This is a genomic window from Micromonospora taraxaci (assembly GCF_007830095.1).
Taxonomy (GTDB): Bacteria; Actinomycetota; Actinomycetes; order Mycobacteriales; family Micromonosporaceae; genus Micromonospora; species Micromonospora taraxaci.
Map to the genome: position 1 here is coordinate 501,732 of NZ_VIWZ01000002.1, position 14,975 is coordinate 516,706.

The window sequence follows — 14,975 nt, forward strand, 5'->3', positions numbered from 1 at the left end:
CCGTCGACATGGAATGGCCGGGTGGCCACCCTCCGGTCCGCACCGATCGCATAAACCGGCACATCGGCTCGGCCTTCACGAGCAAGTTGGGCAATGATTTCCACCGCTGTCGAGGCGTCCCAGGACTGAGGAGATTCCCAATCCACCTGGCCGTTTCGTCGCGGCAACGTAGGGTCATCGCCGTCTTTGTAGAAGTCGTCCAAGCAGAGCACCGGTAACCCGGTTTGCTGTGCTATGTACGACTTTCCGGAGCCCGAAGGGCCGGCGAGCAGGACAACGCGGTGCGGATGTTCCATTACCTTCAGTTACTCCGGCCAGACGGACTGCTATCAAATCGCATCAACATCTCATCACACCTTCGGTCGGGGACAACCTGGGCTTTCTTCTTGCCGACCGGCGTGATGGAATCTCGGGGGTCCGACCCGCCGGGTCGGTCGCTGGGCGTTGCCCGAGGCAACGCGTTGAAGCTGTAATCGCGAGGGCGGTGTTGTGAGCAAACGGCCAAAGATGGCGGGCTCCCTCCTGTCGCGGCTGCGCCAGCCGGCCAGCCGGCTCGGGGACATGCCGATCTGGTCCAAGCTCGGTCTAATCATGATCGTGCCGACCATCGCCACGGTCGTGGTGGGCACCAGTGGTCTGGTCGACCACGTGGAGACGCTCAACAATGCCAACCGGGCCGGCGACCTGGCGAACCTGTCGAGCTATTCAGGTGACCTGGTCGACAGCCTGCAGGACGAGCGGACCGCCGCCGTGCTGCTGCTGGGCGCCGACGGGACGCAGCCGACGGCCCAGTACCAGGAGGCCTACAACCGGGTGAACTCCCGGGTCGACCAGGACGCGATCCCCTACCGGCAGCAGCGGGCCGACATCGAGGACCTGCCGAGCAGCCTGGATGGTCTGCTCGACGGCATCGACCAGAACCTGCAGGACCTGTCGGGCGTCCGCAGCCAGGTGTTCAACGGCAAGCTCGCGCTCACCGAGACCGTGCAGGCGTACGAGGGCCTGATCAGCGACCTGCTCGCCATCCGTGACTCGGCCACGCAGCTCGCCGGTGACAACGACCTGAGCGACCGGATGCGCGCCGCCGCGGCGGTCGCCCGGGAGAAGGAGTTCCTCGCCGTACGCCGGGTCGTGGTGCACCGCGCGCTGGGCGTCAAGGGTGGAAAGCGCCTGACGCCGGCGCTGCGCACCGACTACATCGCCAGTGGCACCGGCCAGCAACAGGCGCTGCAGAGCTTCAAGGCCGTCGCCACCCCGGACGACGCGAAGTTCCACGACCAGACCGTCGCCGGCGGCGACCGTCGGCAGGCACAGAACTACACCGGCTGGATCGACGGCAACACCACCGGCGACATGAGTCGCGCGCCGTTCGGCCCGGACCAGTGGGAAGCCGCCATGACGGCCAACGCGAAGCTGGTCCGCACCGTCGAGACGCAGCTCGACAGCGAAGTGGTCAAGGAAGCCGACGCCCTCCGCTCGGACGTCCAGCGCCAGGTCTTCCTGGAGACCGGCCTGCTGCTCAGCATGCTGCTGCTGGCCATCCTCTTCGCGTACCTGGTCGCCCGGTCCATGGCCCGTTCGCTCCGCGAACTGCGGCAAGGTGCCCTCTCCGTCGCCCAGTACGGCCTACCGCAGGCGGTTGCCCGACTGCGTGACCCGCAGGTCGTCGGGCAGCTCACCCCGGTGCAGTTGGCGAACCAGATCGCCGAGCCGCTGCCGGTCCGCAGCCGTGACGAGTTCGGCCAGGTGACCGAGGCGTTCAACGCCGTCCACCTGGAAGCCGTCCGCACGGCCGCCGAGCAGGCGGCACTGCGCGCCTCCGTCGCGACCATGTTCGTCAACCTGGCCCGCCGTTCACAGATCCTGGTCGACCGCCTCATCGGGCACCTCGACCGGCTGGAGCGCGGCGAGGAAGACCCGGACCGTCTGGCCGAGCTGTTCCAGCTCGACCACCTGGCCACCCGAATGCGCCGCAACGACGAAAACCTGCTGGTGCTCGCCGGTGCCGACTCCACCCGCGTGCAGCGGGAGCCGGCCGCGCTCATCGACGTGCTGCGCGCCGCGCAGTCCGAGGTCGAGCACTACACCCGGATCGAGTTCGGCGTCATCGACCGTGACATCGAGGTCGCCGCACACGCGGTCAACGACCTGGTGCACCTCGTCGCCGAGCTGTTCGACAACGCCACCGCGTTCTCTCCGCCCGACTCGCAGGTGATGGTCGAGGCCCGCCGGGTCGGCGACCGCGCCTCGCTCTACGTCGAGGACCGCGGCATCGGCATCAGCGCCGACCAGCTGCACGACCTCAACGAGCGGCTCGCGACGCCGCCGCAGGTGGACGTGGCCGTCTCCCGGATGATGGGCCTGGTCGTGGTCGCCCGGCTGGCCTCCCGGCACGGCGTCCGGGTCGAGCTGCGCCCCGGCTCCGACCGTGGCACCGTCGCGGACGTCACCCTGCCCACCTCGGTGCTGGTGCCCCGGGCGCTCTCCGGTCGGGTGCAGCAGCCTCCGGCTCTCCCCGCCGCCGGCGGCCCTCAGCAGAACGGGCCCGCACCGGTCTTCGGCGCGCTGCCGGCGTTGGGCAACGGCCCCCGTCCGAGCGAGTCCGGCAACCAGGTCACCCTCGGCGGTCGTCCGTTCGAGCCCGCCTCGCGCAACGGATCCGGCACCCCGGCCAACGCCGGCGGCTACCGCTCGATGCCGGCGTGGTCCGACCTGACCGGCGCTGCCGGTGCGAACGGCGTCAACGGTGGCGACGGGTTCACCCCGCGGCCCGCCAACGGCCAGGGCATCGACCCGCTGCCGCAGCGTCGCGCCGGGGACGACGGGCCGAGCACCGGCCAGCAGCCGTCCATTCCTCGACAGTTGCCGAGCAGCCCTGAGACGCAGCCGTACTCGGCGCCCCCGGTTTCCGCGCAGCCCTACTCCGGCGCGCCGGTCTCCGCCTCGCCGGCCTCCGGTCAGCCGTACTCCGGCCAGCCCTACTCGGGAGCTCCGTACTCCGGTCAGCCGGTGTCCGCGGCCCCGGCCTCCGGCCAGCCGTACGCCGGTCCGCCGGTGTCCGCCTCGCCCGTGTCGGCGTCGCCGGCGTCCGGTCAGCCGTACTCGGGTCAGCCGTACTCGGCGCCGCCGGCCTCCGGTCAGTCGTTCAGCGGGTTCACGCCCCGGTCGGCCCCGCCCGCGCCCGCGGCCGGTGCTCCGGCACCGCCGGCCTGGCCTCCGGTGCCGAACGGGGACCGGGACGCGGCCACCCCGCCGGTGCCCGAGCGGCTCGCCGCCGCCCTGGACATGACCACCGAGCTGCCGCGCGTGCCGCGACCCGGCGAACAGCCGTCCGCCGCAGCCGCCCAGCCTCCGGCTCCGGCTCAGCGTCCGGCTCCGGCTCCAGCTCCGCAGAGTCGGCCGGCTCCGCAGCAACCGCAGGCGCAGAACCGCCAGCGGTACGCGGACGAGACGATGGAGCTGCCGATCTTCCGGGAGCTCGAGTCGGCCTGGTTCCGTACCCGCCGCCCGGGTTCGGAGGAGGGCGCCGCCGGCGCCAAGCCGGCGACGAACGGCGACAACGCGACCCAGCAGTTCGCCACCGTCGAGGCCACCGGTCAGGCAGTCCACAAGACACCACCCGGGACGACAGGTAACACACCGATGGCAGACACTCCGACGGCCGGAGGAGCGCCGCGGGGCAACGGCTCCACAGCGAACGAGGGCGGTCGCCCCAGCCTCGCTGAGAGCCTGCCGAACCGCCGGCCCCAGCCGCAGACCAACGGTTGGCAGACCGCGGCCGACGACGGCTGGCGTGCTGCCTCGGCGGCGGCTGACACGGTGCCGGTGAGCGAGACCACCACGACCGGTCTGCCGAAGCGCAAGCCGATGGCGCAGCTGGTACCTGGTGCGGTGGAGAAGCCCACCACCTCGGTCCAGCGGCGCTCCCCGGAGGCGGTTCGTGGCCTGCTCTCCGCCTACCACCGGGGCGTGCAGCGAGGGCGTAGCACCTCGGACAACCCGACCAGCCCGGAGGCAACTTCGGGTGGGCAATCCTCGCAGTCTGGCTCAGGCCCGGTGGCCGGGAGCGGGCAGAAGGAGCAAGAAGGATGACAACTACGCAGGATCTTGGTTGGCTGCTGGCCAACTTCGCCGACCGGGTGCCCGGTGTCGCGCATGCGGTCGCCGTATCGGCGGACGGCCTTCTCCTGGCGTCGTCACGGGATCTGCCGCGCGACCGGGCAGACCAGCTCGCCGCGATCTCGTCGGGTCTGGTCAGTCTGACCCAGGGGGCAGCACGCTGCTTCGAGGGAGGCGCGGTGTTGCAGACCGTCGTGGAGATGGACAATGGCTTCCTGTTCCTGATGTCCATCTCGGATGGCTCGTCCTTCGCCGTGCTGGCTGCTCGCAGCTCCGACGTGGGCCAGGTCGGCTACGAGATGGCGCTGCTGGTCGACCGGGTGGGCGACGCGCTGACCCCGCAGCCGCGTGCGGCTGCGGGCATGCTGGGCTGACGTCTCGCCGATCGTGAGGTCGGCACGACTTCAACAACGACAACGACGGGTTTCACCGGTGGGAGCCGGTAACGGGTGCGAAGGAGGTGAGCGGCGAGATGGCCGATCGTGACGAACCAACCGGAGCGTTGGTCCGTCCATACGCCGTGACCCGTGGTCGCACCCGTCCCCGGCTCGACATCGCGCTGGAGGCGCTCGTCGAGACGACGGTGCGCGGCCGTACCGCTGCCAATGGCAACGGTGGTGGCCGCGAACACCAGTACATCGCCGCGCTGTGTGACGGACGCGTGCAATCGCTCGCGGAGATCGCGGCGCGGATGCAGCTCCCGCTCGGTGTGGCCCGGGTGCTCATCGCCGACATGGCGACGGACGGCCTGGTCGCGGTCCACGAGCCGACCATCCTGGACGACTCCGACGACGCGGTGGGCACTGAACTGCTGGAGAGGGTGCTGAGTGGACTTCGCAGGCTCTGACATGTCGCACCGCCCGCCGAACCCGGGCGGCCGCGTGACGTCGGCGAAGATCGTTATCGCCGGTGGATTCGGCGTCGGTAAGACGACGCTGGTCGGCTCGGTCTCGGAGATCACGCCGCTGACCACCGAGGCCATCATGACCTCGGCTGGCGTGGGCGTCGACGACACCCGGCAGGTGCCGGGCAAGTCGACGACCACGGTGGCCATGGACTTCGGCCGGATCTCGATCGACCGTGACCTGATCCTGTACCTCTTCGGTACGCCGGGTCAGACCCGATTCTGGTTCATGTGGGACGAACTGGTTCGGGGCGCGATCGGCGCGGTCGTGCTGGTGGATACTCGCCGGCTGGCCGACTGCTTCGCCGCGATCGACTTCTTCGAGCACCGACGCCTCCCGTACCTGGTGGCGATCAACTGCTTCGACGGGATGCAGTACCACGACCCGCAGGACGTTCGGGACGCCTTGGCGATCTCCAGCGACGTGCCGGTGGTGGCCTGTGACGCCCGTAACCGGGAGTCGACGAAGCACGTGCTGATCTCGCTGGTCGAGTACGTGCTCACCATGCGCCGTACGCGCGCCGTCGCCCCGGCCTGATCGGGACGCAACACGCCCGGTGGTGGCTCCGGCCCCCACCGGGCGCGGCACTCTGCGCGCCCTTCGCCGCTTCCAGAGAGCCTTGGAGCTGTCGGCCCCGGCACCCTGTGGCCGATAGCTCTCCAGGGCTCCTCAGGAGGCGGCGTTGCCGCGTCCTGGACTCCTTGCCCCCCACCACACATGCGACAGCGCCCCCGGTCGACTGACCGGGGGCGCTGTCGTGTGTAGAGAGGGTCAGGACTGGTAACCGGCGGAGCGGTACTCGTACTCCCGGTCGTCGTCACGGTCCCCGTGGTCACGGCTGAAGTCCCAGCCGCCGGCCGCCTCACGACCGGGCCGACCGCCCACCGCGAAACCGCCGATCTCCTGGCCACGACGCCAGCCACGGAAGTAGCCGGTGGTGTTCTCCGCGAGACTTGCCGCATCGCGCACTATCCGCAATGGACGCTCCTCACGCAGCGGGGAACCCGGGACCAGATTGGCCTGAGGCACACGCTTCGGCAGCCCGGCGTTGGTCTCGGCGCCCACCGCGGGACGGGCGGCCTGTTCTGCGGCCTGCCAGCCGGTGTCGGCAGTGGTCGACCAGTCCAGATCGGACTCCTCGGCCTGGCCGACGAACCAGGCCGACTTGGCCTGCGCGAAGATCAGCAGGTCGCCGTCGCCCTCGTCGGCGACCGGCGGTGGCCGGTGCTCGACCGGCGGTGGCCGGTGCTCCACGGGCGGTGGCCGGTGCTCCATCGGGGGCAGCGGCCGGTGCTCGGCGGCACGGTCGGTTCGAGCAGCCGCTCGACCGCCGCGAGCAGCCTGCTCCCGGTCGACCAATCGCAACGGCGGCGTCTCCAGGTGCGGCTCCGTGGGCGGGTTGAGCCCTTCCCGGAGCGCCCGGTCGGCCAGCGGCGGTGGCTCCACCAGCCGCAGCATGGGCGGCTCCTGGGGTAGGTCGTCGGCCAACCAGGGCGGCGTGACCCGACCGTCCGCCCGACCCGGGTCGGTGGGGGCGTCGATGCCGCGCCCACCGCCGTACGGGTAGGCCACCGGGTTGTTCGGCGAACTGTCGGCCGGGTCCTCCGGGTTGTTGACCAGCGGCCAGTTGGCCCGGGACCCCGGGGGCGCAGTGTCCTGACCGGGCCGCGGGGTCGGCACCGGAATGCTGAGGTCGGTGGCGCTGAACCCGCCCGTGGGCGGCTCGTCGACCGGGCGTTGCAGGTGGCTCGACCGTTCGCCGTTGGTCTTCGGACGGGGCGGGATGACCGTACGCTGCCGTTCGGCCCGCGCATTGTTGATGGCGGCGGTGGTCAGCGTCGGCCGGAACGGCTCGCCGGCCTCGGCCGGAGGCACCGTGCCGCGCTGCGTGGGGGCGATCGGGGTGATCCCGGGCGGCGGGGGTGGCGGCGAGGAGACCGGTCGGTTGGTCGGACCGTCGATCCGGCTGGGCGCCGGCTCGGTGGTGCGGTGCGGAAGTGTGGACGCCGGGGGCTTGGCCATCGCGGCCGGTGCCATCGGTGCGGGTGCGACAGGCGGCGGCGTGACCGGTGCCGGTGCCGTCGGGGGCGGCCCGAGTGGGCGGGGCGACGCCATCGGAGCGTTGCCGGGGATCGGCTCGGGGCGGCTGCGGCGCCCGACGGCCGGTGCGGGCTCGGCGGGCGGGGTGGGACGGACCGGGCGCAGCCCTGCACCGGTGGCGGTCATCCCGGTCAGTTCGCCGACCGACTCGCCACGGCGGGCGGCGGCGCGGCGGCCGGGCGCCTGGGCGGGCGCGGTGACCCGTGAACCGAGGGCACTGACCAGGGCTTCACACCCCGCGTCGCAGGCCCGTACGGAGGCGACGGCCTGCCGGACAGTCTCGGCCACCGCTGAGGTGAGCGCCCGGTTGACCGCGGCGCGCCGGGGCGTTTCGGAGATGGCGACCCGCAGGGCGGTGACCGCCTCGTTGATCTCGTCGGCGTCGGCGACCCCGTCGGCGGCCAGATGCGCGGCGATGGCGTCGGCCGCTACCGACACCTCGCGACCACGGGCCACGGTGCCGCCGAGCATGCCCGGCTCGGGCAGCGCGTCGAGCACCGCGAGAGAGACCGGCTCGGCCGGGTCCGGGTACGCCCGCAAGGCCGCCGGGTAGAGCTCACGAAGGACCTCGCGCAGCGCGACGGCGGCCGAGTGTCGACCAGTGGCCAGCGCCGCGTGCGCGGAGAGCACCTGCTTGTAGCCGGCCAGATCCCGGGGTGCCGGCAGGGTGACCGCCGACAGCGCGCCGGCCTGCAACGCGCGGGCCAGGCCGACGGCCCGTCGTTCGGCCGGAGGCGACTGCATCTCCTCAAGGGAGTCGTCGTCGGCGAACCGCTCGGCGAAGTCGTCCACCGAGTCGTCGTCGGCGATCGCCAGGGGTCGACCCGCCGCGCTCAACAGCGAGATGACCGTGTGGTCGTCGCTGTCGGCGGCGATGGCCGCTCCGCTCGGCCCGCCCGACCGCTCCACGAGCAGCGCGACGAGCTGGGCGTAGCCAGCGGCGTCGTCGCTGATCTCGCTGACATGCAGCAGACGGCCTGCGTCATCGACCACAGCGGACGTCAGCGTCGAGCCGGCGGAGGCCGGTCGGTCAGCCGGATCCGCCGAGGCCAGACCGCAGTAAACGCGCACGAGCGCCACGGCGTCGTCCTCCTCCCGGGACAGGTCTTTCCTCTGCCAGCAACTGATGCTCCCCGGTACGGGTCAGTCGCGCCAGTCCACCACCGCAGAGATCTTGCCGACAATGGTGCGCCAACCCAAACTCGCGGTCTGCGCACCGATCTTCTTCAGCCGCCGCCGACCCATGAAAGCGCCGATGCCGCCGTTGGCGGTGGCCCGCAGCGCCTCGTCCAGGTCGTCGAGACTGGAGCCGGCGGAGAGCATGTCGAGCACCGCAGGCAGCCGCAATGCGTACGAAAGGTCACGAGCGACCTCGCCGGCCTCGATCAGCAGGGTCGAATCCCAGGTGTCGTGCCCGCCGCGCAGGTTCTCCACGACGAGGTCGAGCTCGTAGGTGTCCTCGTCGAGCGGCACGATATCTGCCGGCTCCACCCGTTCGGACAATTCATTCCAGCTGTCCAGTTGGGACAGATCGTTGGGAGCACCGGACCGGATGAAACTGACCAACGACTCGGGGGTCTTGAACAGCAGCAACTTGCCCTTGTTGCTGAGGAAGACCGGCACCTCCTCGTCGTCCGCCTCGTCGGCGACGTCCTCGTCCTCGTCCTCGTCCTCGGCCGCGGTTTCGGCGGCCCCGTCGCGGCGTCGCTTCGAGTCGTCCTCGTCGCTGTCGGCGAACTCCTCGGCCAGCTCCTCGTCGAGGATGACGACGGTCTCGTCGTCCTCTTCCTCCTCGATCACCTGACGGCGGGCGAGGAACGGGTCGTCCAGGTCGCGCTCGGCCACGTCGGTCGGGGTCAGCGAGCTGGCCGGCCGGTACGCCCGCAGTGTGAAGCCGGTGCCGGCGGGGAGGGCGATCTCCACGGGATCGATGCGCAGCTCGTCCCAGAGCGCACGGTCGACCGGGCCCGCTGGGCGGTCGATCTCCTCGATCTCGTCTGGCTGGGCCGCGCCGGTGGTGTCGTCGAGCTCGGGCTCGTCGGCGTCGGGCCGTTGGGGCGACTGGCGGGCCACGCTGACCTCCGTGTGCTTCGGGTTGCCCACCCGCCGGGGTCTCTGACCGACGAGTGACTCTGGGCACATACCCTAGTCGGCGGACCTGGGTGACCGGTGCCCGCACCCCGGTGGCCGCTTGGCGCACGGATTCGGCCTGCTGGTGACGGGCGCTGGCGAACCGACCGTTCGACAAGTAGCGTAGCTACGCATGAAGGCCCAGGCGTTGCACGGCCACCTCGACGCTCTGCTGCTCGCCGTTCTCGAACAGGGCGCGCTGCACGGCTACGCCATCATCGAGGCCCTACGCGAGCGCAGTGACGGCAGCCTCGATCTGCCCACCGGCACCATCTACCCGGCGTTGCGTCGCCTGGAGCGCGCCGGGCACGTGGCGAGCACCTGGAGCACCGTCAACGGCCGGGAGCGGCGGACGTACGAGCTCACCGACTCCGGCCGGCGGGCGCTGGCCGGGGAACGCGCCGGTTGGCACGACTTCCAGCTGACCGTCGGCCGGTTCCTGGACCCGGGCAGCCCACCCACGACCCCGGCCTGATCCCCACCGGGCGGGCGTTGGCTCAGCGGGCGACGGCCAGCAGCCAACCGCGCACCGCACGGGTCAGCGAGAAGTAGGCACCGCCGACCAGCACCGCCCCGATGATCATCGGGGGCCAGTGCAGTGCGGCGTCCCAGAGGTTGACCGACCAGCCGAAGAGGGCGCACCCGGCGAGGATGGACAGCGCCAGGATCCCGGTCAGGCCGGCGCCCACCGCTCGCTGCAACCGGGCCAGGCCCGGCCGTGGCGAACGGGCGCTGGCCGCGACCACCAGCAGGCCGGCCACCGCGAGCAGCAGCGCACCCGCCCAGATCCAGTCGACCGAATTGGACAGCAGCAGATAGCCGGCCGGGGGGCGTGGGCCGTCGCTCCAGCTCGACCCTTTCCAGGTCAGGTCGCCGGCGACCATCCCCACCCCGGCGATCGCCAGCATCCGCAGGGACAACCCGCGCAGCGCGCCCGCCGCCAGCTCCGCCTGCCAGGAGGCGAGGAGCTGCGCCGGTGAGCCGAACTCGACCACGGCCCGGCGCTGCGCCTCGGTGGGCGGCAGCCCACTTTCGCGGTACGCCTCCACGGCGTCCAGCAACCCGTGCCGGGCCTCGGTCAACAGGTCGGACTTGAGCCGCGCCGGCCCCTGCAACCGGGCGGCGAACTCCCGCAGGTGCTCGTCGACCAACACGTCCTCACGGTGCGGCATGGCACCACCCTGCCACGGAATCCCGACGCCCGACGTCGGGGAGAACCCTGGTCCGTCCCGGAGCCGGGTCAGGGCGCGAGCGCCAGGTAACCCCGTTCGGCAGCGGCCTGGAGCATCCACTGGTCCCGGTACCAGCCCTGGACGGCGACCAGGTCGGCGTGCCGTCCGCGCTGGATCACCCGACCACCGTCGAGGACGACGATCTCGTCCAGCTCGGCCAGCCCGCTGAGCCGATGGGTGATCAGCAGCACCGAGTGCGCGGCGGGCGTGGCGGCCAGAGCGGACGCCAGCACCGCGTCCGCCGCCGCCGGATCCAATCCTTCGGTGGGTTCGTCGAGGACCAGCACCGGTGGCGCGGCGAGCAGGGCCCGGGCGAGCGCCAGGCGCTGCCGCTGGCCGCCGGAGAGCTGCCCGCCCTCCTCGCCGACCAGCGTGTCCCAGCCCGCCGGCTGGGCGCGTACCCACTCCAGCAGTCCGGCTGCGGCGGTGGCCGCCGTCAGCTCGTCCTCGTCCGCACCGGCCCGCCCGAGCAGCAGGTTCTCCCGAACCGTGGCGTGGAAGACGTACGCCTCGGCCAGCAGGCCGCCGACCGCCCGGGGCAGTGCCTCCTCGGCGTACGCCGAGAGGTCCTGACCGTCGAGGGTGATGCGGCCGGACACGGGCCGGACGGTGCCGGTCAGTACAGCTGCCAGGGTGCTCTTGCCAGCGCCGCTCGGGCCGACCACAGCGATCCTCCGCCCGGCGGGCAGGTCCAGGCTGACACCGTCCAGGGCGGGTGCCGCGCCGACCCGGTACCGCACTGTCACGTCGACGAAGCGCAGCTCGTGTGGACCGGCCAGGTCGGTCGTCGCGTCGGTGGATGGGGGAGTCGGCGTGCCGGCATCCAGCAGGACCGCCACCCGGGCCAGGCCGGGCCGCAACTGCGTCCACTGCCGCGCTGCCGAGACAAGGGCGAGTGTCACCTCGACGGCGGCCAGCGCGCCGACGGCCAGGACACCCACCAGCACCCCCGACACGTCGGCGGCCAGCGCGGCCAGCACCACGGCCGCAGCGGTCAGCCCGGCGGTCAGCACCCCGGCCGCGTCCACCGCGAACCCGGTGGCGGCCAGCCGCCGTTCCAACCGGGCCAGTTGGTTGGCGCGCTGCTCGGCGGCGCGCAATGCGACCTCGGTCGCTCCGAACGCGGCCAGGTCGGCAGCGCCGTGGGTGAGGTCGATCGCGTCGGTGGCCAGTGCACCGCGCAGGGGCGCCACCTGGGCCGCGCTGCGGCGGGTGACAGCGGTGGCCAGTGCGGGCAGCGCCACACCGGCCACCAGCACCCCGATGGCGAGCGCCCCGGCGGCGGGCGGTGAGATCAGCGCCGCCCCGGCCACCGCCAGCACACCGACCAGGGCCGCTGCCGAACCGGGTACCAGCACTCGCAGCAGCAGGTCCTGGACGGCCTCGACGTCGGAGACCAGCCGACTCAGCACGTCCCCCGAGCGGTGCGCGGCGTCGCGGCGGGCCGCGAGAGTGGCGAAGACCCGGGCCCGGACGTCGGTGATCATGCGGAGCACCGCGTCGTGCCCGGCGAGCCGTTCGGTGTAGCGGAACACACCACGGCCGATCGCCAGCGCCCGTACCGCGACGATCGCCACGGTGAGCCGGTCCAGTGGAGGCTGGCCGGCGGCGCTCATCAACAGCCACGTGGCAGTGGCCATCAGGGCGAGCCCGGCGAACTCGGTGGCGGCGGCGAGCAGCCCGGCGCCGACCAGGCGACCAAGATAGGGGCGGGCCAGTCGCAGCACGGCCCGCTCGGCGGCGGCCCGCCCGGCCGGTGTCGCGTCGGCCACCGCCGGCGCGTGTTCCCCGGTCATCGGGTGGCCTTTCCGGTCGGTTCGGGCGTCAACTCGGTGACCCGACCATCCTCGACGCGCAGGATCCGGTCGGCGTCGGCGAGCAGTGCCGGCCGGTGTGCCACCAGCAGCGCGGTCCGTCCGGCGACCAGACGGCGGGTGGCGTCGAGCACCACCGCCTCGGCCGCCGTGTCCAGGCGGGCGGTGGGTTCGTCGAGGAGCACCACCGGGGCGTTCCGCAGAAAGGCCCGGGCCAGCGCCACCCGCTGACGTTGCCCGCTGGACAGCCCGTGACCGCGTTCGCCGAGCAGAGTGTCCAGGCCGTCCGGTAGGCCGGCCTCGACGTCGTCCAGGGCGGCGTCGCGCACCGCGGTGGCGAGTGCGTCGGGCGGGGTGTCCGGTGCGCCGAGCCGGATGTTGTCGGCCAGCGAGGCGGCGAACAGATGCGCCCGCTGCGGCACCCAGGCGAGCTGCCGACGCCACGCGTCCGGGTCGGCGGTGGCGAGGTCGACCCCGCCCACGGTGATCCGGCCACTGGTCGGGGTCACGAAGCCGAGCAGCAGGCCGAGCAGGGTGCTCTTGCCGGCGCCGCTGGGGCCGATGACGGCGATCCGTTCGCCGGCCCGGATGGTCAGTGTGACGTCGCGTAGCGCGGTGGTCCGCTCGTACGCCACTGTCACCCCCTCGAACCGGATCTCCCGCCGGGCGTCCGGAACTGCGGCGCCCTCGGCGGCCCGCGGCGCGACGGGCGCGGCCGAGACGGTCAGCGCCTCGTCCAGCGCGGCGAGGCCCTCCATGCTGGCGTGGAAGCGGCTGCCGGCGGCGCGCAGCGGCAGGTACGCCTCCGGGGTGAGCAGGAGCACCAGCAGCGCGGTCTGCAGGGCCAGCCCGCCGCCGAGCAGCCGGATGCCGACCGGCACCGCGACCAGTGCCACCGAGAGGGTGGCGACCAGTTCCAGCACCAACGCGGAGAGGAACGCGATCCGCAGCGTCTTCATGGTGGCGACCCGATGGCCGTCGGCCATCCGGCGTACCACGTCGGTCTGAGCCCGGGCCCGCCCGAACGCCCGCAGCGTGGGCAGCCCGGCGACCATGTCCAGGAAGTGCCCGCCGAGCAACGAGAGCCGCCGCCACTGCCGTTCGGTGGCGGCCTGTGCCTGCCAGCCCAGCAGCGCGCCGAAGACCGGGATCAGCGGCAGGGTCAGCGCGATGATCACCGCCGAGCTCCAGTCGGCGAAGACGACCCGGGCCAGCACGGCCACCGGCACCGTCACGCTGAGCACCAGCTGTGGCAGATATCCCGTGAAGTACGCGTCCAACGCGTCCAGACCGCGCCCGGCCAGGGTGGCGACCTGACCGGCCCGCTGCCCGGCCACCCAGCCGGGCCCGTGCCGGCCGACAGCGCCGAGCAGGTCGGCCCGCAGCGTGGCCTTGACCGTGGCGGCGACCCGCGCCGAGACCGTGCCCTGAGCCCAGACCAGCGCGGAGCGGGCGGCGACAGCGATCACGAAGGCGCTCAACGCCGGCCGGTCGAGTCGACCGTCGAAGGCGGTGGCCAGCACCGCCGCGAGGGCGGTGGCCTGCACCACGATCAACCCGGCGGCGAGCACACCCAGGAGCGCGAGCACGGCAAGGTCGCGCCGGGCCGCAGGGACCCGGCGCAGCAGACGCGGGTCGAACGGACGGCGCTTCACCAGTACACCGGTGCCCTACCGTCGGTCCGTCCTCGGAAAACCCACCAGCACATCGCCTGGAAGCCTAGTAGGGCCGGAAGGAGCGGCAGCGCCACCCAGCCGAGCAGCCGTAGCGTCGGTGCGCTCGCGGCCGCGTCGGCGACGGTCAGTGAGGCGCCAGGGTCGGTCGTGGACACCAGCACGTAGGGCCAGAGAGCAGCGCCGACCAGCACCACCGGCAGCGCCAGGGCCGCGCCGGTGGCGGCAAGAGCCCACCCCGGCCGTCGCCGCGCCAGCGCCGCGCGGGCCGCCAGCAGCGCCGCCACGAGCAGCACCGGCAGGAGTACGGCCACCGCCGGCCGCTGGACCGCGTCGCGTACCCGGGCGGAGAGCAGGCCCACGACGGTGGCCAGGGCGACCGCGGTGAGCGCCACCGGCACCAGTCGGCGGGCTGTGCGGCCGACCACGGCGGCGGCCTCGGCCGGCAGGCGTAGGGCGAGGAACGTCGCCCCGTGCACCGCGACCAGCGCGACGATGGTCAGCCCGACGGCTGCGGCGAACGGGGTGGCCAGGTGCGACACCCCGGCGACGTGCCCGTCGGCCTGCCGGGGGACGCCCTGCAACAACGCGGCGAGCACCACACCCCAGCCCAGTGCGGCGAGCGCGCTGCCGACCAGCACGACGCGGTCCCAGCGCGCGCGGATCCGTTCGTCGTCGGGTCGGCTGCGCAGCTGCACACCGACGGTGACCAGGATGACGCCGACCAGGGCGCCGACGACGGCCGGATAGCAGCCGGAGAGCAACTCGCCCTCCAGCATCGGGAACGCGCCGAAGAGGATGCCCACGGCGGCCACCAGCCAGACCTCGTTGCCGAGGAAGAACGGGCCGAGAGCGGTGAGCGCCTCCCGCCGCCGCGCCGCGCCGCCGCCGCGGGCGAGCAACAGCCCGACGCCGTAGTCGTAACCGGCGAGCACCAGGTAGCCGGCGAAGAAGAGGCCGAGCAGGGCGTACCAGGCGAGGTCCACGATGTCTCCTCAGGTG

11 protein-coding genes are annotated in these 14,975 nt (G+C 72.7%); 5 read left to right on the plus strand and 6 right to left on the minus strand.

What is annotated here, in order from left to right; translation table 11 throughout:
• Positions 1 to 489 precede the first annotated feature (489 nt).
• The 4 genes from FHU34_RS31500 (at position 490) to FHU34_RS31515 (ending at position 5,561) form a co-directional block, all read left to right on the plus strand.
• Positions 490 to 4,092 carry a sensor histidine kinase gene (locus FHU34_RS31500; RefSeq protein ID WP_145786252.1) on the plus strand — a complete coding sequence of 1,201 codons (3,603 nt, stop codon included), beginning with the start codon at positions 490 to 492 and terminating at the stop codon, positions 4,090 to 4,092.
• Positions 4,089 to 4,493: a roadblock/LC7 domain-containing protein gene (locus FHU34_RS31505; protein ID WP_030329023.1), complete on the plus strand. Its 405-nt coding sequence runs from the start codon at positions 4,089 to 4,091 to the stop codon at positions 4,491 to 4,493. Before FHU34_RS31500 ends, FHU34_RS31505 begins: the two co-directional genes overlap by 4 nt.
• 98 nt (positions 4,494 to 4,591) lie before the next feature.
• Positions 4,592 to 4,966 carry a DUF742 domain-containing protein gene (locus tag FHU34_RS31510; protein ID WP_124820399.1) on the plus strand — a complete coding sequence of 125 codons (375 nt, stop codon included), beginning with the start codon at positions 4,592 to 4,594 and terminating at the stop codon, positions 4,964 to 4,966.
• Position 4,967: 1 nt separating this feature from the next.
• The gene (locus FHU34_RS31515; RefSeq protein WP_088986404.1) at positions 4,968 to 5,561 is read left to right on the plus strand and encodes a GTP-binding protein; all 594 of its coding nucleotides are present in this window, start codon (positions 4,968 to 4,970) and stop codon (positions 5,559 to 5,561) included.
• A 234-nt stretch (positions 5,562 to 5,795) separates the two neighbouring features.
• On the opposite strand, the gene FHU34_RS31520 is transcribed toward FHU34_RS31515, so the two are convergent.
• Both FHU34_RS31520 and FHU34_RS31525 read right to left on the minus strand, forming a co-directional pair.
• Entirely contained in the window at positions 5,796 to 8,228 is a 2,433-nt protein-coding gene (locus FHU34_RS31520) for a transposase (protein WP_145786253.1), read from the minus strand.
• A 39-nt stretch (positions 8,229 to 8,267) separates the two neighbouring features.
• Complete coding sequence (locus tag FHU34_RS31525; RefSeq protein WP_145786254.1) at positions 8,268 to 9,227, minus strand: DNA primase; 960 nt, start codon at positions 9,225 to 9,227, stop codon at positions 8,268 to 8,270.
• Between the two features lie 160 nt (positions 9,228 to 9,387).
• Between FHU34_RS31525 and FHU34_RS31530 the strand changes: the two genes are divergently transcribed.
• Positions 9,388 to 9,729, plus strand: coding sequence for a PadR family transcriptional regulator (locus FHU34_RS31530; protein ID WP_145786255.1), 342 nt, complete (start codon positions 9,388 to 9,390; stop codon positions 9,727 to 9,729).
• A 22-nt stretch (positions 9,730 to 9,751) separates the two neighbouring features.
• Here the strand turns inward: FHU34_RS31530 and FHU34_RS31535 are convergent, their stop codons facing one another.
• From FHU34_RS31535 to FHU34_RS31550, 4 genes are all read right to left on the minus strand, one after another.
• Positions 9,752 to 10,426, minus strand: a complete 675-nt coding sequence (locus FHU34_RS31535; RefSeq protein ID WP_145786256.1) for a permease prefix domain 1-containing protein — start codon at positions 10,424 to 10,426, stop codon at positions 9,752 to 9,754.
• A 68-nt stretch (positions 10,427 to 10,494) separates the two neighbouring features.
• Entirely contained in the window at positions 10,495 to 12,282 is a 1,788-nt protein-coding gene (gene cydC, locus FHU34_RS31540) for a thiol reductant ABC exporter subunit CydC (RefSeq protein ID WP_145786257.1), read from the minus strand.
• Positions 12,279 to 13,955: a thiol reductant ABC exporter subunit CydD gene (gene cydD / locus FHU34_RS31545; protein WP_145786258.1), complete on the minus strand. Its 1,677-nt coding sequence runs from the start codon at positions 13,953 to 13,955 to the stop codon at positions 12,279 to 12,281. The genes cydC and cydD overlap by 4 nt, the downstream gene beginning before the upstream one ends.
• Positions 13,952 to 14,959, minus strand: coding sequence for a cytochrome d ubiquinol oxidase subunit II (locus FHU34_RS31550; protein WP_145786259.1), 1,008 nt, complete (start codon positions 14,957 to 14,959; stop codon positions 13,952 to 13,954). The genes cydD and FHU34_RS31550 overlap by 4 nt, the downstream gene beginning before the upstream one ends.
• Between the last annotated feature and the right edge of the window lie 16 nt (positions 14,960 to 14,975).

Bases quoted from the DNA above. Each gene is read 5' to 3' on its own strand.
- FHU34_RS31505 (WP_030329023.1), top strand. From the start codon at position 4,089: ATGACAACTACGCAGGATCTTGGTTGGCTGCTGGCCAACTTCGCCGAC.
- FHU34_RS31510 (WP_124820399.1), top strand. From the start codon at position 4,592: ATGGCCGATCGTGACGAACCAACCGGAGCGTTGGTCCGTCCATACGCC.
- FHU34_RS31515 (WP_088986404.1), top strand. From the start codon at position 4,968: ATGTCGCACCGCCCGCCGAACCCGGGCGGCCGCGTGACGTCGGCGAAG.
- FHU34_RS31530 (WP_145786255.1), top strand. From the start codon at position 9,388: ATGAAGGCCCAGGCGTTGCACGGCCACCTCGACGCTCTGCTGCTCGCC.
- FHU34_RS31535 (WP_145786256.1), bottom strand. From the start codon at position 10,426: ATGCCGCACCGTGAGGACGTGTTGGTCGACGAGCACCTGCGGGAGTTC.
- cydC (WP_145786257.1), bottom strand. From the start codon at position 12,282: ATGACCGGGGAACACGCGCCGGCGGTGGCCGACGCGACACCGGCCGGG.